This is a genomic window from Photobacterium makurazakiensis (assembly GCF_050336715.1).
Taxonomy (GTDB): Bacteria; Pseudomonadota; Gammaproteobacteria; order Enterobacterales; family Vibrionaceae; genus Photobacterium; species Photobacterium makurazakiensis.
Genome location: NZ_JAKJSJ010000019.1, coordinates 68,735 through 95,176, shown reverse-complemented (window position 1 = coordinate 95,176; position 26,442 = coordinate 68,735). Strand labels below are relative to the sequence as shown.

The window sequence follows — 26,442 nt, the reverse complement described above, 5'->3', positions numbered from 1 at the left end:
ATAATTCTCGCTCGTTATGCGCTGCCATAATAACCAAACCGAATATAAAGCAGCCTCAATAGATTGATTTTTCACATAGTGAACTTTTCACAAAGAAGGCATTTCTATAACAAGTTTATAACGCTACTATAAATTTATTGGCTATTTACTTAATTACACTAAGTTTATTCCAATAATCCGTTCCCGTTCCGTTATATCTTGAGAGTAAAAATATATGAGACCCGTTGGTTGCTATCCACCCCCAAGTCCTTCCCGCGTCCGTCACGGCTACGTGCCTCCATCGCACAAAGCCAAAGATGGTAACAAAGATAACAATTAAGCCTATGCGGTAGCGTTATCCTATCTCTAGCCCCTCATTATGAGGGGCTACTTTTTCCTCAAACACATCCGCTAATTTCTGCGATCCTTGCCATTCATCAATAGCTATGGAATCATCAGCTAACGATCAAGGAAATGATCTGCCACCTTATATCAAACAATAAACCAGCAGCACTTACTCGTTTGGTATTGATGTTTTGAATGGAAGCCTCGATGGAAACAAAAACAATTATACGTGACGAAACCTACTCGATATCTCAACTTGCACAGGAGTTTTCTGTCTCGTTAAGAAGTATTCGCTTTTACGAGGATCAAGGGTTACTTAAACCACAGCGTCGTGGCAAGCATCGGATTTTTTCACGCCAAGATAGAAGTCGGCTGATACTCATCCTACGGGGTAAGCGTTTAGGGTTTACTCTAATGGAGGTACAAGAGTTGTTTCGCCTATATGACGCAGATAGCGGCACAAAGAAACAGTTACAAGACATGCTCAATACTGTTCAGGCGCGCCAGAAAAAACTAAAACAGCAACAAAATGACATTGAACTACTGATGATGGAACTTAACGCTGCAGAGCGTCGTTGTTATAAGCAGCTATCAAAATTAAACTAAGTCATCACTACTGATAACAAGGGCGCCATTGCCCTTGTTACCACATAAAGATTCAAGTGCTAATATAATAATTTACACAACTAATGCATGTTTATTTTTATCGTCCACACCTTGTGTGTACGCTGAGTATCTACGCCATCAACAATCATACGTTTTAAATAAGCTAAACGATGGTGGCCTTCAATAAGATTAAAAGGCGCTTTTAACACCTTGCCGTTCATCATGGGTAAATCACGCTCATAATGAAGGACAATTGGGGCAACAGGCCAAGTACCTCTCTCTTGCATCTCTTGAACCAGCCAGCTACGTTGAAAAATAGGGTTTTGCATTCGGCCAGACAGCTTATCAATGACATCTTGGTGTGGCGTTTGAATTTTTGACTGAATTTTCTCTGAGCTCCACTCTTCCAAAGAGAAGTGCATTGACTGAAAATCCAACCACCCCCAATGACAAAGCACCCCTTTCCAATGCCGATAAACCCAATGCTCAAGTACATCATCAGGGAAATTAGGCAGTACTTGCTTTGCCTTAGGTCGCCATTGAGCCCATGTTTCACAGCTTCTTTGCCCAAAACCATCTGGCTCTAATTCATAGAGTAAACGATCGCTCCTGATCATAAGCATACTCCTTTGCAGATTTGCATTCCTTGCTTCATCGTTCAAAATCAAATAACCATTCACTATTTATGGTTATTTATACCCATACTTTGAAAGTAGCACAGCGCTTTAGGAATGAACACCTGAATATTTAAGAAAGATTATGCGGAACAGGAGGAACAGGAGGAACAGGAGGAACAGGAGGAACAGGAGGAACAGGAGGAACAGGAGGAACAGGAAAGAATAGAGCGCCCATATATAGGCGCTATAGTTGCAGTGTTATTTTTGCCAGCGATCAGCAGCAGAAGTATCTGTATCGCGAGCATCCACCCAACGTGATTCTTCTGCCGTTTGCTCTTTTTTCCAAAAAGGAGCACGTGTTTTCAAAAAGTCCATAATGAACTCACATGCCTCAAATGCTGCACCACGGTGAGCACTGGTTACGCCAACAAAAACAATTTGATCACCCAATGCTAGATCACCGACTCGGTGGATCACGCGGGTTTTCAATAATGGCCAACGTTGGCTAGCCTGCTCAACGATTTCAGCCAATGACTTTTCTGTCATTCCAGGGTAGTGCTCTAAAGAAAGACCAGTAACACTATCACCTTGGTTAAAATCTCTAACCTTGCCAACAAACGTAACCACGGCTCCAGCATCGGTCCCTTGAGACAGTTGCTCGTACTCATCAGCAACTGAAAAGTCTTCAAACTGAACAGAGATCATTATTAACCCCCAGTCACTGGCGGGAAGAAGGCAATTTCATCGCCGTCTTTAATTTCAGTATCTAACGCTGTGATTGTTTGGTTAACCGCCACCAGCAATTTTCCAGACTCTAATGCAAGCTGCCATTTATCACCACGTGTCACTAAGTGGCTTCGTAATGCTTCAGCTGTAGTAAATTCAGCATTTAATTCAAGGCGATCAACCCCTACTAGCTCTTTTACCTGAGCAAAGAAAAGTACGTTAATCATGATTCCACCTTAAAATGCCCAGACTTCCCGCCCGTTTTTTCAAGTAAACGAACCTGTCCGATCACCATGTCTTTTTGTACTGCTTTACACATGTCGTAAATGGTGAGTGCAGCAACCGAAGCCGCCGTCAGGGCTTCCATTTCAACACCAGTCTTACCCGCTAACTTACAACAAGACTCTATGCGCACCATATTTTCCGCTTCAATTGCTTCAAGTTGTACTTCAACTTTCGACAACAGCAACGGGTGACAAAGTGGAATTAGATCCCATGTTTTCTTTGCCGCTTGAATACCAGCAATGCGGGCTGTAGCAAATACGTCACCTTTATGATGCTGGCCAGAAACAATAAGCTGCAAGGTCTCAGCAGCCATATGAATAAAAGCTTCTGCGCGTGCTTCTCTAACCGTTTCTGACTTTGCAGACACGTCTACCATGTTCGCTTCACCAGAAGCATTAATGTGCGTAAATTGGTTCATCCGTTAAAATCCAAACAGAAAAAATGAATATAATGTAAAAAGTTGGCTTAGCCACCAATCGAGGACAAGTTCGGTGTCATGCCTGTATTTCCTTCATCAAGGAAGTGGCTAACCGCTTTTTCTTGTAATCCACCTTGAATACGAGCGATCAGTGCATCACGTTGTTCATCTTCTTGCAGTAAATCACGTAGCTCTACGCCATGATCACCAAACAAACACAAATGCAGCTTACCTTTTGCCGAAACACGCAAGCGATTACAGCTTTTACAGAAGTCTTTCTCGTAAGGCATAATCAGCCCTATCTCACCCTGATAATCAGGATGACAAAACACTTGGGCAGGGCCATCGTTATTGCTTTTAAGCTTCAACACCCAACCATTGGCAATTAAGTAATTACGAATACTCACGCCCGATACATGATGGTTGGTAAAGAGATCATCCATTTCACCCGTCTGCATTAATTCAATGAAACGCAGCTGAATAGGACGATGCTGAATCCAAGCTAAAAACTGAGGGAGTTGTTGTGAATTAAGATCTTTCAATAAGACCGTATTCACTTTTACTTGCTCAAAACCCGCATCAAAGGCTGCATCAATACCATCCATAACCTGATTAAACATGTTTTCACCAGTTATCTGATAAAACATCTTCGGGTCAAGACTATCAACACTCACATTAATGTGCGTTAAACCAGCATCACGCCACTCTTTAACATGCTTTGCCATACGGTAACCATTTGTCGTGGTCGCGACTTTGGTAATACCTGGCTGCGCTGCAACAGTACGAATGATATCGGTAAAATCACGACGAAGACTCGGCTCACCACCCGTAATACGCACTTTAGACGTACCACATTCAGCAAAAGCACCAGTCACTCGCTGGATCTCTTCAAGCGTTAGGAAAGAAGGTTTTTTATTCTCTGCTGGACGATAGCCATCCGGCAGGCAATATGTACATTTAAAGTTACAGACATCTGTAACTGACAAACGCAAGTAATAAAACTTGCGATGATAATTATCTTCAAATTGTTTCGCCACGGAACACCTTTCCAAATACGGGAGGCCGATGCATTTCTTTATCGACCCTGGTGACAAAATGTCACTGTCTTAAAACACTTATGTTTCTTTTAAGAAGCACTTAGTGATCCAAGCTCGGAGTTATGGCAATTGTGTAAAGGGGTATAATCCAAACAGAACACAACAGCGTATAGTTATAAAAGTATCAGAAAATTGACCAAACGGGCAAATCGTTGGAAAAAATTCGTGTTGCATTCTACCTTTCACGGGATTTCACGACAATACTACTAAAGTGAATACAGGAAAGTTTTCTTACAAAAAGTGAGGATATTATGTCCAATATAATAGAATCTGCCACGCTTGAAGATGTTGCGCTCTATCTACAGCGTGAAGAAGGGCTAGATGCGAGTAGTGCCCGCACACAAGCTCAGGTCGTTATTGATAGCTTTACCGATATGCAGGATAAAGGGTTAATAAAAGGCTGGTACTTTGATGAACAAAGTCACTTAGAACTGTTACCCAGCGACAGCGCACTGAAGATTATCGCAAATCAAAAATAATTCGCATTTTGCACACTCATTTTGGCCATCCGTTTGCAATATGATACTGAATACTGACTCATTAGTAAGAAAGCCCCAATAAAAGCGGTATGACAATCCGGCACTACATTTGCAATGTCTATATTATCTGACAAGGGTTAAATAGCCGGAGCATCTTATGAAACAGTACATACCGCTTCTTTTCCAAAAGCGCCATATTTTACCTGGCGGTAAAATTCCTCTCCGCATTGCACCCGGCCCACAAATGGATACGTTTAAAGCGGCATTATCGAGTGGCGATAGTTTTGGGGTCTGCATGTTCGATGAAGGTGAGCATGGACATCACTTCTTCCACATCGGTACACGTGTCACTGTAGAAGATTTTGACACATCCCCAACAGATGGCACATTGATCGTAACGGTTTCAGGCCATGAAAACTTTCGAATCGATAGTCTCGAGCGTAATGATGATGGGGTATTCATTGGCGAATGCGATGCCATTCCGCTCTGGCCAGAAACTCAAGTGAATAATGACCAGCAAATTCTCGCTGATAAACTAAAGGTCATGTTCAAAAAGCACCCAGAACTTAATGGCCTTCATCAGCAAAAACAATTCAATAACTTGACTTGGTTATGTCAGCGCTGGCTTGAAATACTGCCAGTACCACCCAGTGAGAAGCAAGCGTTAATAAATACACCGAACTGTTTAGATACATATGATTATTTAATGAGCATCATGCAAAAAACACACTAGTTGCCAAACCACAATGTACGCCTCACTCATAAGAGAAGGCGTAACGGGTTACGCAATATACCCTACCCCCGCCCGCGCGATCAGCTTGCCACGCATGTTTCACTCTCACGAAGTGTGACAAAGTTATCAGCTTTACGTAATTGCCTGTATTCGCTGTTATGAAATTAGTACACTGTTCACAATTCTTGTTTTATCGGTATATATTGGCACCTTCATGTCTAACGCAACCTCTCTTTCTAATCAAAGCCCAAACATTGTCGCTATTGGTGGCGGTCACGGATTAGGACGGATCTTATCGGCCTTATCTGACTACGGTGAGAACGTGACAGGTATTGTCACCACCACAGATAATGGTGGTTCAACAGGCCGAATAAGGGCTTGTCAGGGGGGAATTGCATGGGGAGATATGCGTAACTGTATTAATCAGTTAATTACCGAACCTTCTGTTGGCTCGATGATTTTTGAATATCGCTTTCGTGGTAACGGGGAGCTTGATGGACATAATCTCGGTAATTTAATGCTAAAAGCACTGGATAACCTTTCGATTCGCCCATTAGAAGCCATTAACCTCATCTGCGATATGTTAAAAGTAAAAACTAATATCGTTCCGATGTCAGAGCACCCAGCCGACCTATCAGCCATGACGCCAGCAGGTGAAATTATCTGTGGTGAAACCAGTGTTGACGAATTAGAAGATGTACCTCAACGTCTTTATGTTGAACCTGCAGTGCCCGCAACCAAAGAAGCTGTTATCGCGATCAATAATGCTGACATTATTTTGCTTGGTCCTGGTAGTTTTCTTACTAGTGTAATGCCTGCATTACTGCTGAAAGAAATAGAGCAAGCGCTGAAAAGCAGCTCAGCTAACGTTGTGTTTATTACTAACTTAGATAAAGAGAACGGCCCCGCGGGTAGAATGTCGCTCGCTCAAATGCTTCATTGGTGCGAGCGAGCAATGGGGGGGCGTCAAGTAGACTGCGTACTAACTGATCAGCCAAATGAATTGCTTGATGCGAAATATAAACAATACGTGGAAGATCTCGCATCAAACAATCACGAATGGCGTCATGACCGCGAAAAACTACAGCAAGCCATTGAGCGGATCATCATGGCTCGCTAAGCGTTTATATTCAATTGCCATACCCTCGACCAACTGTCTAAATTCAGACAGATGGTCGAACATCCACTGCTCTTGCCCTTGCTTTACTCTCGATTCGCACTCTTGCGCCATTAACGCTAATTCGTCGGCCCCAAAACTAGCGGCACTACTTTTAATGGCATGGCTGATCTCTCTCACCTGGCCAACACTTGGTTGATCTGAAAGCTGACAAAAATACTGATCCAGCTCATCACTAAATACGGTCAATAATAACGTTAAGGTATCGTGACCAACTTCGTCTGCCATACGCCTAATTGTTTCTGCGTTGATTCCGGTTGCCATTCAATACTCTCCCTACAACTAACCTTGTGCTTCCTGCCAGGTTTGTAATTTACGATAAATCGTGGACGGACTAACTTCCAAAAGTCCCGCCGCTCGCGGAATGTTGCCATCGCAGGCATCAATTGCTGCTTCTATTGCGCGTTTCTCTACAATCCAAAGCGGCTCTACCTGCGATTTAGTCGCCATTTGGCTTACACTGTTGATGCCATGCACTTCAGGTACGCTTGGCGTATCTAACACAATGCTTGAAGAGGATGCAATTTTAACGCCACCATTATTAATCGGGGGCGGCACCATCGGTAATGTAACCTCTGTGCCTGTATTTAGCACCACGATATTACGAATTACGTTTTGTAGCTCACGAACATTTCCTTGCCAATGATATTGAGTAAAGAGCTTAATAACTTCGGGGGAAAAACGACTAAAGTCCTTCCCTTCTTCAACCGATACCAGTGCCAGTAAAGCATGTGCTATTTCAAGTACATCTTCACCGCGATCGCGTAACGGAGGCAGTGTTACAGGAATAACATGTAAACGATAATATAAGTCTTCTCGAAAGCGCCCCTCTTGTACCTCTAACCAAGGGTTTCGATTCGTCGCACAAACAAAGCGTACATCAACAGAGCTGGTTTTCGATGAACCGACTTTTTGGTAGGTGCCTGTTTGAATGAAGCGAAGCAGTTTACTTTGCAAATCAAGATCCATTTCGCAAAGCTCATCAAGAAATAACGTCCCATTATTGGCAAGTTCCACAGCACCCTGCCGTTCAGTGGATGCCCCAGTAAACGCCCCTTTTACATGACCAAACAGTTCACTTTCGATCAACTCTTTGGGTATCGCAGCACAGTTTAAGGCAACAAATGGCTTATCATTTCGAGGACTCGCAGCATGAACGGCTTCCGCGCACACTTCTTTACCCGTTCCACTTTCACCCGTAATAAATACCGTTGCTTTACTCGATGCAGCAGATTCAATCACTCGATATACCGCTTGCATCGGTAAACTATTACCAATAAAGCCTTGATACTGTGCACCAGCCTGCTTGGAGGCTGTTACTCCTTGCGATGATTTTTCTTCACTTTTTAACGCATTATTAACCGTCACACGTAACCTGTCGGCTTCGCATGGTTTTATCAAAAAGTCTTGTGCGCCATAGCGCATTGCTTCAACAGCTACATCAATCGAACCGTGGGCTGTCATGATCACGACAGGTATATCGCCGAGATCGCGCCTTACCGCTTCCAACACCTCCATCCCGGTCATATCTGGCAACCTGAGATCCAGTAAAATAAGGTCCGGGATGATATCTTTGACAAACCTGAGCGCTTCTGAGCCCGTGCCAACGATCGTTACCGATACACCTAAAGGGTTGAGGTAAGACTTATAAAGTGCCGCGACTGACGCAGTGTCTTCAACCATCAAGACTTGGCGCTGTCTTGTTTTGCTTTCCATTGCCCCCTCCAAATCTTATTGATCTTTACTAATTGTAATCAATAGAAAAATTTTGATAGTACTTTTTTGTCATTGAAGTCGCATAACGCCTTTTTTTTCATTATGAATCGCATAATAATTCGCAAAATGCAAATGCGTGTTTATTTTTCAACCTTGAAATGACAAAAATGTCCTTCAAGGCCGCTAAAAAAGTACAATTAAAGATGTCTTAAAAAGTTGGCACAGGTTCTGCATTAATTAATATGACTCTCCTGAGAGTCAACCTAGCCAACTGACGTTGTTTGTGGATTTTTTCACTAAAACAATGACGCCAACCGAAATTGTTCTCGGTTGGCTTTTTTTTGCCTGAAATCTGCCCCTGATACATACGCAAAAGTAAAAAGAGGCATCTCAAATGAGTGGGAATTAACTGTTGGTAATAAATTGCTGTCTTAACGTATGAATTTTATCTCGCAGCTCTGCGGCTTTTTCAAACTCCAAATTCTGTGCCGCATCGTACATCTGCTTCTCAACCTGCTGTATTTCAGTTTCAAGCTGTTGTGGTGACATCGAACTATAGCTGCCTTTTGTCTCTGCGACCTTGTGAAGCTGCGCAGCTCGATTTGTTGATTTTCCTTTACCCGGAATACCTAGCTCCATAATATCGGAGACTTTTTTATCAAGGGATTTCGGCACAATGCCATGCTTTTCATTGTGTGCGATTTGTTTTTCTCGGCGACGTTCTGTTTCTGAAATTGCACGCTGCATAGAGCCGGTAATTTTATCACCATAAAGAATGGCTCTACCTTCTAAGTGGCGAGCCGCTCGGCCGATGGTCTGTATCAATGAACGTTCAGAACGTAAAAAGCCTTCTTTATCAGCATCCAAAATCGCAACAAGTGAAACTTCAGGCATATCAAGCCCCTCTCGGAGCAAGTTAATACCTACAAGTACATCAAATTCGCCTAAACGGAGATCGCGTATTATCTCGACCCGTTCTACTGTATCAATATCTGAGTGTAGGTATCTTACCTTCACACCATGTTCAGATAAGTATTCCGTTAAGTCTTCGGCCATACGTTTGGTTAAAGTCGTCACCAACACGCGTTCGTGCTTCACTTCTCTTTTATGTATTTCAGACAGTAAATCATCAACTTGTGTGGCAACAGGCCTTACTTCAATAATAGGGTCAAGTAAGCCCGTCGGCCGTACAACTTGCTCAGCGATATCATTACCAGACTTTTCAATTTCGTAATTGCCCGGTGTTGCGGATATATACAACGTTTGTGGTGCGAGTGCCTCAAATTCTTCAAATTTCAATGGCCGATTGTCTAGTGCAGAAGGTAGTCGAAAGCCGTACTCTACAAGGTTTTCTTTGCGCGAACGGTCACCACGGTACATGGCACCAATTTGTGAAACTGTTACGTGAGATTCATCAATAATCAACAAACCATCGGCAGGTAAATAATCAAATAAGGTCGGTGGTGGCTCGCCTTCTGTACGACCACTTAAATAGCGTGAGTAGTTTTCAATTCCAGAACAAAAGCCAAGCTCATTCATCATTTCAATATCAAACTGAGTACGCTGGCTGATCCGCTGTTCTTCTACCAATTTATTACTTTCAAGTAACTGTTTCTTACGGCTAGCTAATTCGACTTTTATACCCTCTACCGCCTCAAGTACTTTTTCTCTTGGTGTAACGTAGTGGGTTTTCGGATAAATAGTACACCTTGGTAAATCGCGCTTAATCAAGGTACCCGTTAAAGGGTCGAATACACTGATACAATCAACTTCATCATCAAATAGCTCAAGACGAATGGCATCTTTCTCTGATTCCGCAGGAAAAATATCTATGACTTCGCCACGAACTCGGAAGGTACCGCGCTCGAATGCCATATCATTACGCTTATATTGCAATTCAGCCAGGCGACGTAAAATATCACGTTGATCGATCATATCCCCACGTCGAACATGCAGCATCATCTTTAAGTAAGAATCAGGATCACCCAAGCCATAAATCGCAGACACTGAAGCTATGATAATGACATCACGCCTTTCCATCATTGCCTTGGTTGCCGATAGCCTCATTTGTTCGATATGCGCATTGACCGATGCATCTTTTTCTATAAAGGTATCGGTTGTTGGTACGTACGCTTCGGGCTGATAATAGTCGTAATATGAAACAAAATATTCAACAGCATTGTCTGGAAAAAAGCCCTTCATTTCTCCATATAATTGTGCAGCTAACGTTTTGTTGGGGGCAAGGATCATCGTTGGACGTCCAGTTTCCGCAATAACGTTTGCAACTGTGAATGTCTTCCCCGTACCCGTCGCTCCCAATAAAGTTTGGTGCGCCAGCCCTGAATCGAGCCCGTCAAGTAACTGCGAAATAGCCGTTGGCTGATCACCAGAAGGTGAATAGCGTGATGAAAGGTTAAAAGTTTTAGAGCTAGTCTTATCCATCATGATTCCGAACTGGTTATATGATCAGTGTAGTGACATTGTGCAGTAGCTTACGAACATGTCAATAATAGAGTGCATCCTTACGCATTCACCAATCTAGATCTTACTAAAGCCACCCGATGAGTAACCGCTTATTGGCATGGCATTTTTCGCTAATTAAAGTAAATATACTTTTCGCTTGACGGTATGAATCTTACACCGTATTATCACCGCCCACGATTCATACAGCCTCCATTCAGATTCATTCTGAATAAGTCCTCACTATTCCTTAGTGTTATATTTTTATACCAACCTTGCCCACAGCTTATTCAATTCTTGATTTAAATCAATTCACAGAAGATTATTCTCAATTAAAAAGTAAAGTAATTACTTCAATACACGTCCCCAAACTTAAGCCACACCTTATGATGCCCCCAATAACAGGTATTTAACGCCTTCAAAGAATTGTCTATTTTTTACACAAAACGCCACCCACATAGGCTTACTGAGTAGTTTCCAAGTATCCATTAACACACTTATCCACAGTTTCCGTGGATAAGTGTGCTAAAGCCTTGTCTTTACTGGGCTGTGGGAATGCAAGACCCTTTTGAGCGATTTGCTATATAAAAACGGTTCAAAATAAGTTGGCATGGTGCATACGAAAATATTTGACAAATGTTTACTTAATGCTGGAAATACGTACATGCCTGTTAATACAACATAGCATTCTCATTACGATGGGCGAATTAACCATCAAAAAGTACATCTAACTGAAAAACCCTGCTGCTGAGGAGTTGTTATAGATACAACAAAGACTGATAATATAAGGATCTTTAGCAAATAGTATTATGGCGGTATGACTGAATACCTACTCCTCCTTGTCGGTACAGTGTTGGTTAACAACTTTGTATTGGTAAAATTCTTGGGTCTATGTCCTTTCATGGGCGTTTCCAAAAAACTGGAAACCGCGATTGGCATGGGGTTAGCGACAACCTTTGTACTCACACTGGCATCAGTGTGTGCATACTTGGTTGAGACCTATATTCTTATCCCTTTGGATATTCAATACCTTCGAACCCTCAGTTTCATCTTAGTGATCGCTGTTGTCGTTCAATTCACTGAAATGGTGGTTCATAAAACCAGCCCAACGCTCTATCGTCTATTGGGGATATTCTTACCATTAATTACCTCCAATTGCGCAGTGCTCGGGGTTGCTCTCCTGAATATTAATGAGCGACATAATTTCATCGAATCCGTGATTTATGGCTTTGGTGCTGCGGCAGGTTTTTCACTCGTGCTGATACTCTTTGCATCAATGCGTGAGCGTATTGCTGCTGCTGACGTTCCAGAGCCTTTTAAAGGAGCATCTATTGCCATGATCACCGCAGGTTTAATGTCTCTCGCCTTCATGGGCTTTACTGGATTGGTGAAACTGTAAATGAGCGGATTACTGATTGCCGTCATCGCGATTGCCGTTCTTGCTGCAATCTTTGGCCTTATCTTAGGTTTTGCGTCTATTCGTTTTAAGGTAGAGGCCGATCCAATAGTTGAACAAATCGACGCCATTTTGCCACAAACCCAATGCGGGCAATGTGGCTACCCTGGCTGTCGTCCTTATGCCGAAGCCATTGCCAATGGTGATGACATCAACAAATGTCCTCCGGGTGGCCAACAAACGATAGAAAAACTTGCAGACCTAATGGGCGTTGATGTTCAAGAGTCTGCGCATGATGCTGAGAAAAGTATTAAGAAAGTGGCTTTTATTCATGAAGACATGTGTATTGGCTGTACAAAATGCATTCAGGCTTGTCCTGTAGACGCAATTGTTGGTGGAACAAAAGCCCTTCACACCGTGATTAAAGATGAATGTACCGGCTGCGATTTATGTGTTGCGCCGTGTCCAACTGATTGTATTGAAATGGTGCCTATAGAAACGACACCTGAAAGCTGGAAATGGGATCTGAACCAAATTCCTGTTATTAATCTACCAGCCGAAAGTAAACAGAGCACGGTGAAGTAACATGCTGTCAATTATCGAACAAATAAAGCAAGGCCAGCTTTGGGACTTTCCGGGCGGAATACACCCATCTGAAAACAAAAAAATATCGAACAAAGCTGCGATTGTACAAGCTGGTATACCCCAAGAACTCATACTGCCGCTGAAGCAACATATCGGTACCAAAGGTGATATTCTGGTTGCTGTTGGCGATAGCGTGCTTAAAGGGCAACCGCTGACAAAAAGTGACATGAGTATGTGCGTGCCTATTCATGCACCAACATCCGGTACCGTCAGTGCCATAGAACAACGTACAACAGCGCACCCTTCAGGCTTAGCCGATTTAAGCATCGTGATCCAAAGTGACGGTGAAGATAAGTGGTGTGAAAAAACTCAGACCCTCGACTATCAATCACAAGAGCCCGGTGAGCTCATTGATACAATTCGCCTCAATGGTATTGCTGGATTAGGTGGCGCAGGCTTTCCTACGGGACGAAAACTGCAAGGTAGCCTTGGACTTGCAGATATTTTAATCATCAATGCTGCCGAGTGTGAGCCTTATATCACCGCCGATGATCGCTTAATGCAAGATTATGCGACAGAAGTCATCGAAGGTATTCGTATCTTACGCCACATTGTGAAGCCAAAGCTTACGCTAATTGGTATCGAAGATAATAAGCCAGAAGCTATAAAGGCTTTAGAAAAGTGCGTTAATGCCGATGATAATATTATTATTCGTGTTATCCCAACCAAGTACCCTTCTGGCAGCTCCAAACAGCTTGTAAAGGTTCTAACTGGCCGTGAAGTACCAACACAGTCTCGCTCTTCAGCTGTTGGTGTAGTAGTACAAAATATCGGTACAGCCTTTGCTGTTAAGCGCGCGATTATTGATGGGGAACCATTAATTGAACGTGTTGTTACGCTGACAGGTGAAGCCTTCAAACAACGCGGTAATGTTTTTGCACGCTTAGGTACACCCATTAGCTACTTACTTGACCACTATGGCTACAAGCCGGATAGAAAGTACCCACGCGTTATTGTGGGCGGTTCACTGATGGGCTTCACCCTGCCCCATGCCAATGTACCGATCACTAAAATTACTAACTGTATTTTAGCTCCAAAGCGTCGAGAGTTGCCTCTTCACACGCATGAAATGGCCTGTATTCGCTGTAGTGCCTGTGCTGATGCTTGCCCAACATCTCTGTTGCCTCAGCAATTGCAATGGTATGCAAAAGACCAAGACTACGACAAATGCGAAGAGTATAACCTTTTTGACTGTATAGAATGCGGCGCTTGTGCCTATGTGTGTCCAAGTGAGATACCACTCGTCAGTTACTATCGTCAGGCGAAAGCTGAAATATACGCTCGACGTCAAGATGAAGAAAACGCAGAACGCGCTAAACAACGCTTTGAAGCTAAACAAGCCCGCTTTGAACGAGAAAAAGCCGCACGCGAGAATCGCTTCAAAAAAGCAGCAGACGATCGTCGAAAAGAGATGTCATCGTCTGGTGGTGATGATGCTGTCGCAGCCGCTATTGCTCGAGTAAAAGCCAAACAAGCGCAAGCGGCAAGCTCAGAAAAAGATGATAAAAAGCCGGCTGTTGCAGCAGCTATTGCTCGCGCTAAAGCGAAACAGGCAGAAGCAGCTGCAAAAGCAAATAACACGGAAGATTCACTACCCGACAATAGTGAAATGGCAAAGTTACGTGAAGAACGTAAGCGCCAAGCTCGTGAGCGTAAAGCGGCTAAACAAACAGAAATCAGTGAGGATCAAGTAACAACACCTTCTGATGATAAAAAGGACGCTGTGGCGGCAGCTGTTGCTCGTGCTAAAGCACGAAAAGCAGCGCAGCAAGCCGAAGTACCCGCAGAAACGGAAACGGATAACGCGCCAACAGTGGACGACCCGAAAAAAGCAGCTGTGGCGGCGGCCGTTGCTCGTGCTAAAGCTCGAAAAGCAGCGCAGCAAGCCGAAGTACCCGCAGAAACGGAAACAGATAACGCACTAGCAGCGGACGATCCGAAAAAAGCGGCTGTGGCAGCGGCTGTTGCTCGTGCTAAAGCTCGAAAAGCAGCGCAGCAAGCCGAAGTGCCTGCAGAAAAGGAAACGAAAACGGATAACACACCAGCTGTAGACGATCCGAAAAAAGCGGCTGTGGCGGCGGCTGTTGCTCGCGCTAAAGCACGAAAAGCAGCGCAGCAAGCCGAAGTACCCGCAGAAAAGGATACGGAAACGGATAACGCACCAACAGTGGACGATCCGAAAAAAGCGGCTGTGGCAGCGGCCGTTGCTCGCGCTAAAGCACGAAAAGCAGCGCAGCAAGCCGAAACTACTGCAGACGCTGATAAAGCGCCTGAAGCGGACGATCCGAAAAAAGCAGCTGTAGCGGCTGCCGTTGCTCGCGCCAAAGCACGAAAAGCAGCGCAGCAAGCCGAAGTACCTGTAGAAGCTGATACAGCGCCTGAAGCAGACGATCCGAAAAAAGCAGCTGTAGCGGCTGCCGTTGCTCGCGCCAAAGCGCGAAAAGCAGCGCAGCAAGCCGAAGTACCTGTAGAAGCTGATACAGCGCCTGAAGCAGACGATCCGAAAAAAGCAGCTGTAGCGGCTGCCGTTGCTCGTGCAAAAGCACGAAAAGCAGCGCAGCAAGCCGAAGCGCCTGCAGAAAAGGAAACGGAAGCGGATAACGCGCCAACAGTGGACGATCCGAAAAAAGCAGCTGTGGCTGCTGCCGTTGCTCGCGCCAAAGCGCGAAAAGCAGCGCAGCAAGCTGAAGCGCCTGCAGAAACGGAAGCTGATAACACGCCAGAAACTGACGATCCGAAAAAAGCTGCTGTAGCGGCTGCCGTTGCTCGTGCAAAAGCACGAAAAGCAGCTCGTGATGCACAAGAAAAAAATGAGGATAAATAATCGTGGCTTTTAATATTGCCAGTTCACCCCATGCACACAGCCGTCGAAGCACCAGTAGCTTAATGCGTACAGTGATTCTTTGCACTTCACTGGGTGTGGCAACTCAATGGTATTTCTTTGGCTGGGGTGTGTTAATCCAAGTTGCACTGGCTTCGATTGTCGCCGTTGTTGCTGAAGCCGCTATCTTGAAGCTACGTAGTCGCCCGCTTATCCCTTATTTACGAGATAACAGCGCGTTGTTAACTGGTGTATTGCTGGGGATTTCAATTCCACCTCTCGCACCATGGTGGATAACCGTTATTGGCGTAGTCTTTGCTATCATCATTGCCAAGCATCTTTATGGTGGCTTGGGGCAAAACCTATTTAATCCAGCCATGGTGGCCTATGTAGTACTGCTGATATCATTCCCACTACAAATGACCACGTGGCTGCCACCGATATCACTCAGCGCGGAGCCTGTAACATTTGTCGATAGCCTTAGTGCAATCATGACAGGCTTTACACAAGATGGGTTTAGCGTACATCAACTTCGTATCGCTGTGGACGGTGTTACAACAGCTACGCCATTAGATACCCTTAAAACATCACTAACAACCGGTCATACAACCGCTGAAATTCTGTCAGGCCCTGTCTTTGGCAGCATCGCGGGTATTGGCTGGGAATGGGTTAACGTTGCCTTTTTAATGGGTGGCTTGATCATGTTAAAGATGCGAGTTATCCAATGGCATATTCCTGCTGGCATGCTTGGCATGTTACTGCTCGTCAGCACCTTGGGCTTCTTAATTAGCCCAGATAACTCCGCCTCACCGTTGTTCCACCTATTTTCTGGTGCCACAATGTTAGGTGCATTTTTTATCGCTACCGATCCTATCTCTGCATCAACTACGGTAAAAGGCCGACTTATCTTCGGGGCAATAATCGGTTTACTTGTTTTCCTTATTCGAACCTTCGGCGGCTTCCCTGATGGCGTTGCATTTAGTGTATTACTTGCCAATATGTGTGTCCCTCTTATTGATTACTACACACGCCCTAGAACCTACGGCCATCAATAGGAGCTGTTATGATTAACGCGATGAAAAAAAATGGGGGCATATTAGCAATATTTGCTTTGCTCTCTACTACGTTGGTATCGGTAACTCACTTGCTAACAGCGGGTAAAATTGAAGAACAACAACAAAAAGAACTCCTAAAAGTCCTTAATCAAGTTATCTCGCCAGATAGCCATGATAATGAGCTCTATAAAAGCTGTACGCTAATTACCAATGAGCAATACCTAGGCACGCCAGCTCCAATGCCTGCTTATATCGCAGAAAAAGAAGGTAAGAAAACAGGCGTTGCTATAGAAGCCGTCGCACCAGATGGTTACAGCGGAGCGATTAAGTTGATCGTTGGCTTGAACATTGATGGCGTGGTAACAGGTGTACGGATCTTAAACCACAGCGAAACACCAGGATTGGGCGATAAAATAGAAACAAGGATCAGTGATTGGATCTATAGCTTCAATGGTAAGAAACTTACTGGCGAAAAAGATCCTCGTTGGGCTGTCCGTAAAGATGGTGGTGAGTTTGACCAGTTCACAGGGGCAACGATCACACCACGAGCGGTTGTTGGGGCAGTTAAGAACGTATCACTGTACTACCAACAGCATCAACAAAGCTTATTCAAACAACCTCTGAACTGTCAGGGCGGATCATAGTATGAATAATGAATTAATGAAAAATGGTCTGTGGAATAACAACCCTGCCATCGTACAGTTACTAGGCCTGTGTCCGTTACTCGCCGTTTCTGCAACTGTCACTAACGCGTTAGGCCTTGGTTTAGCAACGACAGCAGTATTGGTAGGTTCAAATCTGATTGTATCGTTGGTACGTCAGTGGATACCTTCAGAAGTTCGTATTCCTGTATTTGTCATGATCATTGCAGCCCTAGTAACCTGTGTTCAATTACTGATGAATGCCTTTACTTATGGACTCTATCAATCATTGGGTATTTTCATTCCTCTGATCGTAACCAACTGTATTATCATTGGCCGTGCCGAAGCTTTTGCTTCCAAAAATGATCCAAAACCAGCTGTAATAGACGGCCTTTGGATGGGACTTGGCATGACGGCAGCTCTGGTTGTTTTAGGTGCGATGCGTGAAATACTCGGCAATGGAACCCTTTTTGATGGTGCAGATCGCCTATTAGGTGATTGGGCCTCAGTACTGCGTATTGAAGTGTTTAATTTTGATAGCAGCTTTTTACTGGCTATATTACCGCCCGGTGCATTTATCGGTGTCGGATTCATGATTGCCCTAAAAAATAGTATTGATAAACAACGCGAAAAAAGAGCCAAAAAGCAACAAGATAAACCTGCTATCGAGCGAGTTCGCGTTACATAATCGAACTAATCATACATACTAAAGCAAACGCTTAATCACGCTGTGGGTACGGATAACCCACAGCAGAGCCGATGCAAAACATGCTCTTTATTCTCTGAACATACTATAAATCCAACAGATAAGAGCAATGTCAGCTTAACTGGAAGTCACTATGAACAATGAAAAACGCGTCCAAATACTGGAACGTCTACGAGCAGAAAATCCTCACCCTGAAACCGAGTTAAATTGGAGCTCTCCATTTGAGTTGCTCATTGCTGTATTGCTCTCAGCACAGGCCACCGACGTTAGTGTTAATAAGGCCACAGATAAGCTATACCCTATCGCTAATACCCCACAAGCTATATTCGATTTAGGTGTAGAAGGCGTAAAAGAATACATTAAGACCATTGGCCTATTTAATTCTAAGGCCGAAAATGTCATTAAGACTTGTCGAATATTGCTTGAACAGCATAACGGTGAAATACCGGAAGATAGAGAGGCGCTGGAGGCATTGCCAGGAGTCGGGCGTAAAACGGCGAATGTCGTACTTAATACCGCATTTGGCTGGCCAACTATCGCGGTTGATACCCATATCTACCGAGTTTCAAATCGCACCAAGCTTGCTATAGGTAAAAATGTTGACCAAGTGGAGCAAAAGCTTTTAAAAGTCGTCCCTAAAGAGTTTAAGGTGGATGTCCATCACTGGTTAATTCTGCATGGTCGCTACACCTGCGTAGCAAGAAAGCCACGCTGTGGTAGCTGCATTATTGAAGATCTTTGTGAGTTCAAAGAAAAAGTCTACCCAGAAGAATAACTTGATCCACACAAGCTAAAAAAGCCCGACATATCGGGCTTTTTTAGCATCAAACTCAGGCAGTAACTATTCAACCTTACTAAAATACTCCGTTACGATGGCACGGTAGTTATTGTCGTCACTGGTTGGGTCATTAAACTCGATAGAGTAATACGGCATAATACTTTCTTTCAGCTTTTCAGCTATTTGCATTTCTAAATTTTCAACACTGACAGTACTTGAAAGCTCATACGTTTCAGCGCGGTTAAGATCCATCTCTTCAGCTTGCTCAACAGTAATCTGCTCAGCCTCAACTTCTGCCGCCAACTCCGAGTCGACTTTGGTCACATCACTATTAAGTACAACATCATCACTTGCGAACACACTACCGACACCAAACATTAATAGCCAAACTAAATTTTTCATTACCACTACCTTCTTAGTTTTTATTGTTCACACTAAATTTAGCCACTTTTTAGGTTAATTCAGCTTCAGAAATAAGAAATATAGGTGGGTTGCTCTAAAGGTAAAGGTGACATCGCCACCTTTTAGTTTCCAGCACGTTAACAATACGAGGCTACTCGACCCGATTATAGTAGCCAGTAACAATAGCCTGGTAGTTACTGTTATCACTACGAGGTACGACATAAGCGACAGAATAGTACTCGATATTCTTAGATTTCAATTTGTTATATACCTGCTGGTCAAGTCGGGCCTTACTTGTGACAGTATAAACAGTAAACGACTCAGCTCTATTTAATCCGAGTGTTTCAGCTTTATCTTTCGATACCTCAAAAGGTACACCATCAACTTTAGCGACCTGATTACAGTCTTGTGCGAATAGAGGTGAGACAGCAAACAATGTCATGAATAACAACGTTTTCATATTCAACGGCCAATTTTGATTACACCCTATAAAGTTAGACAAACAATCAAAATTAGCGAATTTTATACCGAGAAAGTATGGAAATCTAAATAATCGTACGCCCTAAAGAGATCACAACACGACGGTTCTTACTTCGCCCAAGGGGTGATGCGTTATCTGCTATTGGACGACGCTCGCCAAAAGCTTCAACCTGAATGCGATTCTTAGGTAACCCCATTTGCATAAAATACTCTTCCAACTTAACCGCTCGACGTTCTGATAAAGCTTGGTTGGTATTCTTACCGCCTTGCGAATCGGTATAGGTTGCGACGAGGATCAAATCAACATCGTCACTATAACGAACAAAATCTGAAATTTGTGCCAAACGCTGTTGAGACGCTTTATTCAGTTCATCACTGTCCTTATCGTAATGAAGAACTGTAAACGCGATATCATCAAAACTGTAAGGTAATAAATTATCTAAACACTGGCTAAATTGATTGTATGAAGACTGAAAGGCTACAGCAGAAAGCCCGACGTCTACTCTCTTGTTTCTTTGTTGCCAATCTTGATAACTAAAGGTGGGGTAACGACCAATTTCCAGCTCTGAGAGTATCGCCCAGGCAGTCTGTCCCCCTACATAACCGTCAAACTGCTTAAAGAACGTTAACTTTGTTATAGGCTCTGCAGCCTCACCGGGCATCCATCTTGGCGGCATCGATACCAAGCTAACATTACGCGTTTCCCCCATAGGTCGACGCATTTTTAATTCAAAATCTAAGTTGATTTTTTTGCTGGCTTTAGAGGTAAATTGTGCCTCACCATAGTTTGGAATGGCATGAAGCATTCTACATTCAAGCGGGGTATCAACAGCCACCTTCCAACTGGATTGCTCTGGGCTTGCAACATATTTCTGGCCTGCCACGACGGCACAACTTAATACAAGACTAAGTGCCGTTGCTGCATAGCAAAGAGTGATTGTTGTTTTGCCCATAGTTATTACTCGTTCATTAAAACCTCTCTATTGTATCGGATAAAATAGAAAAATCTTTAATCAACTTACCTGTAGACACAAAATTTCGAATAGAACAGCTAACATCCATTCACCATAATGAAAATGCTCGTGCGACCTAAAGGTTTAGCTCCGGTTGTGAATCTGACATAATGGCGAATTATTTTATTTTCTGCCGCAGTGTTATGAGCCAAGATAACGAACTAAACACACTAAAAAGTCGCTTTCGCGGCTACTTTCCAGTTGTCATCGATGTAGAAACCGCTGGATTTAATGCTAAAACTGATGCATTGCTTGAAATTTGTGCAGTTACCCTGCAAATGGATGAGGATGGCTGGATAAAGCCTGCCACGACACATCATTTCCACGTAACGCCTTTCGAAGGTGCCGTCATTCACAAAGAAGCATTAGAATTTAACGGCATACGAGACCCGTTCAGTGTATTACGTGGTGCGGTGTCTGAAGAAGTGGCGTTAAAAGACATTTATAAACAAATTCGAAAAGAACAAAAAGCAGCGGGTTGTTCACGGGCAATCATGGTCGCGCACAATGCAAACTTTGACCACAGCTTCGTTATGGCAGCCTCTGAGCGAGCAAAACTTAAGCGTAATCCGTTCCACCCTTTTGCGACCTTTGATACCGCCGCATTAAGCGGTCTTGCTTTTGGCCAGACTGTATTAGCAAAAGCGTGTGCAACAGCCGGAATTGACTTTGATAACAAAGAAGCACACTCAGCACTGTACGATACAGAAAGAACAGCTGAACTTTTTTGTGAGATTGTTAACAAATGGAAGAAATTAGGCGGCTGGCCTTTGTTCGAAAATCAAACAGAAGATGAAGTAAGCGACGCTTAATTTAAACAACAGCCACTGCTGTACCTCCCTTTAAAGCCCAGACTCTCTGGGCTTTTTTTATGCATATTCAAACGCTCGTTTCATTTTAAACGTTTATTTCAAACAGCACGCAATCGAACGGTGAATAATTAGACAATATATTCAAAAACAATTGGTTACACTAGGTTAACAATTCTAAAGTTGATCTTTATAATAGTGCCAACTGTTTCATAATGTTTCGTAATGCTTCCAGTGATAACGAGTAGAAACAAATATCTCATTAGCCTGTTCTAATAGGCTAGCCCTTCTACTATGCCCATCCCGGAACACTCTCACCGAAACAATGAGCCAGTGATTTAGTTTGCTTTTCCTTTCATGGATAGAAGAGCAAGAAGCAGCGTCTAAATATAAGGCAACTATAATAATGTCTAAAAGAATCACTTATACAGCAATGGCCATTACCGCAGCGCTAGTTAGCATTAATGCTAATGCGGCAGGCTTCCAAGTAAATGAACACTCTGCATCAGGCCTTGGCCGTGCATTCTCTGGCGAAGTAGCAGTAGCAGATAATGCATCAGTGCTTGCACGTAACCCCGCGGCGATGGCCATGTTTGAACGCATGGAATTCTCGGGCAGCTTATCCCTAATTGACCCTTCTATTGATGTATCCACCGTTGGTAGCAGTCCGAGCCAAACATACAATGATGTAGCACCTTTCGCAGCAGTACCTGCAGGTTATTTCATCCAACCAATAAACGACAAACTTGCGTGGGGAGTTGGAATATTTTCAAATTACGGTTTCGCAACCGACTACCCAGCAGATGCGAATTTTGGTGCTTTAGCTGGTATGACAGATCTAATCACCATAAACATAAACCCCAACATTTCATGGCGGATTAATGATCACTTCAGCATTGGTGCAGGTGTATCTCTTGTTTATGCCGATGCAGAGCTAAACCGAAACTTCGGCAGCCTCGCGCCAATATACGGAACTGAACCAAGCCAAACACTGATGAACCTTCAAGGTGATACATGGGAGTGGGGCTGGAATATTGGTGCATTATGGGAACTCAACGAAAATAACCGCTTTGGCTTTAGCTATCGCTCACAGGTCGATTTAGATTTTGATGGCAAATACACTGACTATCAAGGAAGTGGTGTAGCAGGTTCTTCTCCAACAAACCCAGCCACAGTTGACGGCAATTTAAAAGTTCCTCTCCCTGCAATTGCTGAATTTGGTGGTTTTCACCAGTTAACTAAGCAATGGGCTGTCCATTATGGTGTTCAATGGACACAGTGGAGTAAATTTACCGAACTTAAAGCGACGAGTGATGACTGCATTGATAATACCTGCCTTCTTAAAGAAGAAGAGTATAACGATAGTTTCCGATATTCATTAGGTGCAACATACACGTTAAACCCTGAATGGGTGATCCGAGCAGGATTTGCGTTTGACGAACAAGCAGGAAAAGCAACCCTAAGTATCCCTGACACAGACCGCTACTGGTACTCAGCAGGCTTTACATATCTTTATAGTAATGACTTAACATTTGATTTAGGTGTTACCTACCTATATGGCAAAAGTAACACGTTCAAGGAAGAGTATGTTGATGGCCGAGAATATGAATTTAGTGGCAAGAACTATGCGTGGCTAGGTGCTGCACAAGTTAACTACAAATTCTAATTTTAGCTAAAAGATTTTAAGGATAAACTTAATGAATAAAAAATTACTTGCTCTTCTAGTAGCATCAACCCTTGGTTTAACAGCATGTGGAGATGAAGCCACAACAACAGGTGACCCTACATTAGATCCTGGTATTGGTGAAAGCCTAAAAGCAGAAACAAAAATAAAGTTCGATCTTACAACTGATCCATCTAATCCAATTATCGTTACGCCTACCTACCTCGCAATGGATAGCTTTGACGGTACAATAAAAACAGACGGTGACGTAGGTACAGAAGGATATTCAACTGATATTTCTGACCCTGAAATAGCCCTCGGAAAAACGGATGGTTGGAGTACGAACCAGCCAATAATGATCGAGTTTACTGGTAACAATCTTGATGCTAGCACAGCTGAAGATGGTTTCTACCTTCTAGAAACAGCAGACCCAAGCTCACCTGAGTATGCCAATACTCCCCCAATACCATTAACAGCTGCCAATGGTGATTTCATTGTAAGTGCATCAGGTAAAACACTAACAATCATCTTCCTAAAACCTTTAAAACCTGCAAGCCAATACCAGTTTGCGGTTACATCTGATCTTAAAGATGAAAAAGGTAACTCTGCAGGGATGAGTAGTAGTTACGCAGTTTTGAAATCAACGACTCCAACGCCAGACATGGCACTAGAGCCAGCCCAAAAAGTTGCCCACTTGAGTGAAGCGACTTTTGCTGCAACGGGGGTGGATAAAGATAAAATAATCTTCTCTAATTGGTTTACGACTGTATCTGCCGGTGATGCTATGTATGCCGCTAAAGCGGCTTCTGCACTTGCTTTACAACAGGGTGCAGAAAACGTCTGGGCAGGAACGGCAATTAGTGAAGACGTAACGCCAGATGAATTAGATAGTGTCTTCGAGATGTCTTTCGAACAAGCATCATTAACCAACACTCCAGACGGTAACCTTGTCTTCACAGGGACTGTCAACTTACCGTATTACTTAGAAACAGACCCAACGAAATTTGCTTCTACTCCGTGGCAAAGTGGTATGCCGAGCTTAGCTGCAATTTCTTATGTACTTGAAAACGGCTCTGATGCTGATAAAACAATTGTAATGGCTAAGCTGACCGAGCTTGGGATAACATTAGATGATCTCGCCAACATTGCGACAGATCCTGCGACTCAACTTCGCGTATTGCCATTACTGACAGGTCAAGAGATCATATTATCTGACGGTAGCCAACTTGACGCAGAGCGACTTATCACCCGCTATAGCCCTGTACCAAAATTGAAGTCAATACAGGAAGTGGAATACACTGTTATTTTCCCATCTGATACAGATTGTCAGAATATAGCGGCTAACCAAGTTACTATTTTCCAACACGGGATCACGTCTTACAAAGACACTCTTAAAGCAAGTGACCTCCCTGATAAAATAATTGGTGATTCATGTAATGCAATTTTTGCAATTGACTTACCGCTTCATGGTACTCGTGGCATCTCGCTTCCAGATGGAAGCACGGTTAATGCCTCAGACGATCCAAGTGTTTACCTGAACCTGCAATATCTACCCGTTGGTAGAGATAATGTTCGTCAAAGCATTACAGACCAAATAAACCTACGTGTCGCTATTGGCCGTCTTTTTGCGGGGATTTCAGCAGGAAACGGCAGTAATATGGGCCCACTTGGTTGGCTAGACCCTACAAAAGGTGTCAATTTTGTCGGTCACTCGCTAGGGGCAATTACAGGTATTGATTTGGCCTATGTTGCCAATCGCACTGTCAATGAAGAAACAGACCCGCTGCTCTTTAATATCAATAAGTTTGCGCTCGCAAACCCAGGAGCAGGTATTCCCTATTTACTTCTTGAGTCAGGCTCATTTGGTAACTTTGTCAAAGGTACTTTACTTTCGGCAAGCAGTGATGAATTTGCGGCAGTATGTAATAACCCAGGTTTGTTACCAATGACAACTTGTTATGGGCGATACGAACGATCGTTAGTGAATAGTGGTAGTAATGAGTCGCTCAGCCAACTCGAATCTATTTATAGCTTATACAGCGAATTTGCATATGCTTCTCAAACTATCTTGGATACAGTCGACCCACTCAATCACGCGCCACTTATTAGTGAACAAACTCCTGTTTATATGTCGATGACAATTGGTGACAGCACTATCCCCAACTATCTGATACCAAAAGCAACGGTTGAGGGGACTGATATCATGAAACCCTATTCAGCATTTGCAGGTACTGCAAACCTTGTATCAGAAGCACAGCTGGGACTAACTCCTACTACAAGTAGTGTTACTGGAGATAAACCACTGAAAACGGCTGCCTTCTTTACAGCGGGAAGTCACACTAGTTTCATGCAAGAAACGACAGCTCCCTCAGGCAAACCAGCGACCCCAGAAATGCAAGGGCATGCAGCTAGCCTGCTTAATGGTGATGGCACTACACTTACAGTAAACAACAGTGGAATTCTGACCACTACACCATAACTTCGTAATACTCACCAAAAAGGCTAGCCTCGCGGCTAGCCTTTGTTTTATCTCACCGTATTAATTGATGATATAACCAATGTTTTCGACTCAATTACAGGTCGTCAGTGTGCTCAGACAGGTACGCAGCAACACCTTGTGGTGATGCGTCCATGCCTTCCTTACCTTTTTCCCACTGCGCCGGACAAACTTCGCCGTGCTCTTCATGGAACTGAAGTGCATCTACCATACGAAGCATTTCGTCAATGTTACGGCCTAGCGGTAAGTCGTTCACCACTTGGTGACGTACTACACCTTCTTTATCAATCAGGAACGAACCACGGAAAGCCACACCCGCCTCTGGGTGCTCAACATCATAAGCCTGACAAATTTCATGCTTAGTATCAGCTATCAGTGGATATTGCACTTGGCCAATACCACCATCTTCAACTGCGGTATTACGCCAAGCGTTATGAGAGAACTGTGAGTCGATTGATACGCCAATCACTTCAACACCTTTTGCCTGAAAATCAGCAAAGCGCTTATCAAAAGCAATCAACTCAGATGGACAAACAAAAGTAAAATCTAATGGGTAGAAGAAAATAACCGCAGGCTTTCCTGCAATCTGCTCTTTCAAGTTAAACTGATCAACAATCTCACCATTGCCTAAAACAGCCGCGGCAGTAAAATCTGGCGCTGGACGACCTACTAGTACACTCATTACAAACTCCATTTAATTAGCACAGCATCATGAAAATGCCATTTATATAAACAGCATATAGCAATAACACGTTGTTATTGCTACGGGTTATACATCATTTAAGAACGCATTCAGTATAAACAGCACTTTATGACAAGGCTTAGATCTAAAGCACAGATAAAGAAAATTCCCTGTTAGCATCAAATTTTCCTCGACATGTTGAAAAATTTCAGCAAA

General features: G+C 43.5%; 26 protein-coding genes and 1 riboswitch. Of the genes, 14 read left to right on the top strand and 12 right to left on the bottom strand.

The features are described from left to right. Positions 1-531 precede the first annotated feature (531 nt). Positions 532-930 carry a MerR family transcriptional regulator gene (locus L4D09_RS09845; RefSeq protein WP_428457332.1) on the top strand — a complete coding sequence of 133 codons (399 nt, stop codon included), beginning with the start codon at positions 532-534 and terminating at the stop codon, positions 928-930. Positions 931-1,010: 80 nt separating this feature from the next. Here the strand turns inward: L4D09_RS09845 and L4D09_RS09840 are convergent, their stop codons facing one another. From L4D09_RS09840 to moaA, 5 genes are all read right to left on the bottom strand, one after another. Further along, a complete protein-coding gene (locus tag L4D09_RS09840; protein ID WP_428457331.1) occupies positions 1,011-1,547 on the bottom strand; it encodes a hypothetical protein in 537 nt (178 codons plus the stop codon). A 258-nt stretch (positions 1,548-1,805) separates the two neighbouring features. Further along, positions 1,806-2,252 carry a molybdopterin synthase catalytic subunit MoaE gene (gene moaE / locus L4D09_RS09835; protein ID WP_428457330.1) on the bottom strand — a complete coding sequence of 149 codons (447 nt, stop codon included), beginning with the start codon at positions 2,250-2,252 and terminating at the stop codon, positions 1,806-1,808. 2 nt (positions 2,253-2,254) lie between these two features. Continuing rightward, complete coding sequence (gene moaD / locus L4D09_RS09830) at positions 2,255-2,500, bottom strand: molybdopterin synthase sulfur carrier subunit (RefSeq protein WP_428457329.1); 246 nt, start codon at positions 2,498-2,500, stop codon at positions 2,255-2,257. Further along, entirely contained in the window at positions 2,497-2,976 is a 480-nt protein-coding gene (gene moaC / locus L4D09_RS09825; RefSeq protein WP_428457328.1) for a cyclic pyranopterin monophosphate synthase MoaC, read from the bottom strand. Before moaC ends, moaD begins: the two co-directional genes overlap by 4 nt. A 47-nt stretch (positions 2,977-3,023) precedes the next feature. Further along, on the bottom strand, positions 3,024-4,013 hold the full coding sequence (gene moaA, locus L4D09_RS09820; RefSeq protein WP_428457327.1) for a GTP 3',8-cyclase MoaA: 990 nt from the start codon (positions 4,011-4,013) through the stop codon (positions 3,024-3,026). Beyond that, positions 4,002-4,145: riboswitch (molybdenum cofactor riboswitch) on the bottom strand. Its footprint overlaps the gene before it by 12 nt. A gap of 179 nt (positions 4,146-4,324) precedes the next feature. Between moaA and L4D09_RS09815 the strand changes: the two genes are divergently transcribed. From L4D09_RS09815 to yvcK, 3 genes are all read left to right on the top strand, one after another. After that, positions 4,325-4,552, top strand: a complete 228-nt coding sequence (locus tag L4D09_RS09815) for a hypothetical protein (RefSeq protein ID WP_428457326.1) — start codon at positions 4,325-4,327, stop codon at positions 4,550-4,552. Between the two features lie 157 nt (positions 4,553-4,709). Further along, a complete protein-coding gene (locus tag L4D09_RS09810; protein WP_428457325.1) occupies positions 4,710-5,285 on the top strand; it encodes an LON peptidase substrate-binding domain-containing protein in 576 nt (191 codons plus the stop codon). Between the two features lie 214 nt (positions 5,286-5,499). Beyond that, the gene (gene yvcK / locus L4D09_RS09805; protein WP_428457324.1) at positions 5,500-6,405 is read left to right on the top strand and encodes a uridine diphosphate-N-acetylglucosamine-binding protein YvcK; all 906 of its coding nucleotides are present in this window, start codon (positions 5,500-5,502) and stop codon (positions 6,403-6,405) included. Here yvcK and L4D09_RS09800 read toward each other — a convergent pair. The 3 genes from L4D09_RS09800 to uvrB all read right to left on the bottom strand — a co-directional run bounded on the left by L4D09_RS09800 (position 6,367) and on the right by uvrB (position 10,620). After that, positions 6,367-6,726 (bottom strand): Hpt domain-containing protein, encoded by a 360-nt coding sequence (locus L4D09_RS09800; protein ID WP_428457323.1) that lies wholly within the window; start codon positions 6,724-6,726, stop codon positions 6,367-6,369. The two genes, yvcK and L4D09_RS09800, sit on opposite strands and share 39 nt — an antisense overlap. 18 nt (positions 6,727-6,744) lie before the next feature. Next, positions 6,745-8,178, bottom strand: coding sequence for a quorum-sensing sigma-54 dependent transcriptional regulator LuxO (gene luxO / locus L4D09_RS09795; RefSeq protein ID WP_428457322.1), 1,434 nt, complete (start codon positions 8,176-8,178; stop codon positions 6,745-6,747). 405 nt (positions 8,179-8,583) lie between these two features. Next, positions 8,584-10,620, bottom strand: coding sequence for an excinuclease ABC subunit UvrB (gene uvrB, locus L4D09_RS09790; RefSeq protein WP_428457321.1), 2,037 nt, complete (start codon positions 10,618-10,620; stop codon positions 8,584-8,586). Positions 10,621-11,455: 835 nt separating this feature from the next. Here uvrB and rsxA point away from each other — a divergent pair. The 7 genes from rsxA (at position 11,456) to nth (ending at position 18,677) form a co-directional block, all read left to right on the top strand. Beyond that, positions 11,456-12,037, top strand: coding sequence for an electron transport complex subunit RsxA (gene rsxA, locus L4D09_RS09785; protein WP_428457320.1), 582 nt, complete (start codon positions 11,456-11,458; stop codon positions 12,035-12,037). Further along, entirely contained in the window at positions 12,038-12,619 is a 582-nt protein-coding gene (rsxB, locus tag L4D09_RS09780) for an electron transport complex subunit RsxB (protein WP_428457319.1), read from the top strand. Position 12,620: 1 nt separating this feature from the next. Further along, entirely contained in the window at positions 12,621-15,503 is a 2,883-nt protein-coding gene (rsxC, locus tag L4D09_RS09775; RefSeq protein WP_428457318.1) for an electron transport complex subunit RsxC, read from the top strand. Positions 15,504-15,505: 2 nt separating this feature from the next. Beyond that, the gene (rsxD, locus tag L4D09_RS09770; RefSeq protein WP_428457317.1) at positions 15,506-16,555 is read left to right on the top strand and encodes an electron transport complex subunit RsxD; all 1,050 of its coding nucleotides are present in this window, start codon (positions 15,506-15,508) and stop codon (positions 16,553-16,555) included. An 8-nt stretch (positions 16,556-16,563) separates the two neighbouring features. Beyond that, the gene (rsxG, locus tag L4D09_RS09765) at positions 16,564-17,199 is read left to right on the top strand and encodes an electron transport complex subunit RsxG (RefSeq protein WP_428457316.1); all 636 of its coding nucleotides are present in this window, start codon (positions 16,564-16,566) and stop codon (positions 17,197-17,199) included. A gap of 1 nt (position 17,200) precedes the next feature. Continuing rightward, a complete protein-coding gene (locus L4D09_RS09760) occupies positions 17,201-17,884 on the top strand; it encodes an electron transport complex subunit E (RefSeq protein WP_428457315.1) in 684 nt (227 codons plus the stop codon). 151 nt (positions 17,885-18,035) lie between these two features. After that, positions 18,036-18,677, top strand: coding sequence for an endonuclease III (gene nth, locus L4D09_RS09755; RefSeq protein ID WP_428457314.1), 642 nt, complete (start codon positions 18,036-18,038; stop codon positions 18,675-18,677). Positions 18,678-18,743: 66 nt separating this feature from the next. On the opposite strand, the gene L4D09_RS09750 is transcribed toward nth, so the two are convergent. From L4D09_RS09750 to motY, 3 genes are all read right to left on the bottom strand, one after another. Then, the gene (locus L4D09_RS09750; protein WP_428457313.1) at positions 18,744-19,082 is read right to left on the bottom strand and encodes a hypothetical protein; all 339 of its coding nucleotides are present in this window, start codon (positions 19,080-19,082) and stop codon (positions 18,744-18,746) included. A 151-nt stretch (positions 19,083-19,233) separates the two neighbouring features. Further along, complete coding sequence (locus L4D09_RS09745; RefSeq protein WP_428457312.1) at positions 19,234-19,542, bottom strand: hypothetical protein; 309 nt, start codon at positions 19,540-19,542, stop codon at positions 19,234-19,236. An 85-nt stretch (positions 19,543-19,627) separates the two neighbouring features. Further along, positions 19,628-20,515, bottom strand: a complete 888-nt coding sequence (gene motY, locus L4D09_RS09740) for a flagellar protein MotY (protein WP_428457311.1) — start codon at positions 20,513-20,515, stop codon at positions 19,628-19,630. A gap of 203 nt (positions 20,516-20,718) precedes the next feature. Here motY and rnt point away from each other — a divergent pair, with 203 nt between their 5' ends. From rnt to L4D09_RS09725, 3 genes are all read left to right on the top strand, one after another. Then, positions 20,719-21,387 (top strand): ribonuclease T, encoded by a 669-nt coding sequence (gene rnt, locus L4D09_RS09735; RefSeq protein ID WP_428457310.1) that lies wholly within the window; start codon positions 20,719-20,721, stop codon positions 21,385-21,387. A gap of 403 nt (positions 21,388-21,790) precedes the next feature. Next, on the top strand, positions 21,791-23,050 hold the full coding sequence (locus tag L4D09_RS09730) for an outer membrane protein transport protein (protein ID WP_428457309.1): 1,260 nt from the start codon (positions 21,791-21,793) through the stop codon (positions 23,048-23,050). Positions 23,051-23,081: 31 nt separating this feature from the next. Further along, positions 23,082-25,526 carry a VolA/Pla-1 family phospholipase gene (locus L4D09_RS09725; protein ID WP_428457308.1) on the top strand — a complete coding sequence of 815 codons (2,445 nt, stop codon included), beginning with the start codon at positions 23,082-23,084 and terminating at the stop codon, positions 25,524-25,526. A gap of 94 nt (positions 25,527-25,620) precedes the next feature. On the opposite strand, the gene L4D09_RS09720 is transcribed toward L4D09_RS09725, so the two are convergent. After that, positions 25,621-26,226, bottom strand: coding sequence for a peroxiredoxin C (locus L4D09_RS09720; protein ID WP_428457307.1), 606 nt, complete (start codon positions 26,224-26,226; stop codon positions 25,621-25,623). Between the last annotated feature and the right edge of the window lie 216 nt (positions 26,227-26,442).

Bases quoted from the DNA above. Each gene is read 5' to 3' on its own strand.
- uvrB (WP_428457321.1), bottom strand. From the start codon at position 10,620: ATGGATAAGACTAGCTCTAAAACTTTTAACCTTTCATCACGCTATTCA.
- L4D09_RS09810 (WP_428457325.1), top strand. From the start codon at position 4,710: ATGAAACAGTACATACCGCTTCTTTTCCAAAAGCGCCATATTTTACCT.
- L4D09_RS09840 (WP_428457331.1), bottom strand. From the start codon at position 1,547: ATGATCAGGAGCGATCGTTTACTCTATGAATTAGAGCCAGATGGTTTT.
- moaC (WP_428457328.1), bottom strand. From the start codon at position 2,976: ATGAACCAATTTACGCACATTAATGCTTCTGGTGAAGCGAACATGGTA.
- L4D09_RS09745 (WP_428457312.1), bottom strand. From the start codon at position 19,542: ATGAAAACGTTGTTATTCATGACATTGTTTGCTGTCTCACCTCTATTC.
- rsxG (WP_428457316.1), top strand. From the start codon at position 16,564: ATGATTAACGCGATGAAAAAAAATGGGGGCATATTAGCAATATTTGCT.
- motY (WP_428457311.1), bottom strand. From the start codon at position 20,515: ATGGGCAAAACAACAATCACTCTTTGCTATGCAGCAACGGCACTTAGT.
- yvcK (WP_428457324.1), top strand. From the start codon at position 5,500: ATGTCTAACGCAACCTCTCTTTCTAATCAAAGCCCAAACATTGTCGCT.
- L4D09_RS09815 (WP_428457326.1), top strand. From the start codon at position 4,325: ATGTCCAATATAATAGAATCTGCCACGCTTGAAGATGTTGCGCTCTAT.
- L4D09_RS09730 (WP_428457309.1), top strand. From the start codon at position 21,791: ATGTCTAAAAGAATCACTTATACAGCAATGGCCATTACCGCAGCGCTA.
- rsxA (WP_428457320.1), top strand. From the start codon at position 11,456: ATGACTGAATACCTACTCCTCCTTGTCGGTACAGTGTTGGTTAACAAC.
- nth (WP_428457314.1), top strand. From the start codon at position 18,036: ATGAACAATGAAAAACGCGTCCAAATACTGGAACGTCTACGAGCAGAA.
- L4D09_RS09725 (WP_428457308.1), top strand. From the start codon at position 23,082: ATGAATAAAAAATTACTTGCTCTTCTAGTAGCATCAACCCTTGGTTTA.
- rsxC (WP_428457318.1), top strand. From the start codon at position 12,621: ATGCTGTCAATTATCGAACAAATAAAGCAAGGCCAGCTTTGGGACTTT.
- luxO (WP_428457322.1), bottom strand. From the start codon at position 8,178: ATGGAAAGCAAAACAAGACAGCGCCAAGTCTTGATGGTTGAAGACACT.
- rsxB (WP_428457319.1), top strand. From the start codon at position 12,038: ATGAGCGGATTACTGATTGCCGTCATCGCGATTGCCGTTCTTGCTGCA.
- L4D09_RS09720 (WP_428457307.1), bottom strand. From the start codon at position 26,226: ATGAGTGTACTAGTAGGTCGTCCAGCGCCAGATTTTACTGCCGCGGCT.
- moaD (WP_428457329.1), bottom strand. From the start codon at position 2,500: ATGATTAACGTACTTTTCTTTGCTCAGGTAAAAGAGCTAGTAGGGGTT.
- L4D09_RS09845 (WP_428457332.1), top strand. From the start codon at position 532: ATGGAAACAAAAACAATTATACGTGACGAAACCTACTCGATATCTCAA.
- rnt (WP_428457310.1), top strand. From the start codon at position 20,719: ATGAGCCAAGATAACGAACTAAACACACTAAAAAGTCGCTTTCGCGGC.
- L4D09_RS09800 (WP_428457323.1), bottom strand. From the start codon at position 6,726: ATGGCAACCGGAATCAACGCAGAAACAATTAGGCGTATGGCAGACGAA.
- moaE (WP_428457330.1), bottom strand. From the start codon at position 2,252: ATGATCTCTGTTCAGTTTGAAGACTTTTCAGTTGCTGATGAGTACGAG.
- L4D09_RS09760 (WP_428457315.1), top strand. From the start codon at position 17,201: ATGAATAATGAATTAATGAAAAATGGTCTGTGGAATAACAACCCTGCC.
- L4D09_RS09750 (WP_428457313.1), bottom strand. From the start codon at position 19,082: ATGAAAAATTTAGTTTGGCTATTAATGTTTGGTGTCGGTAGTGTGTTC.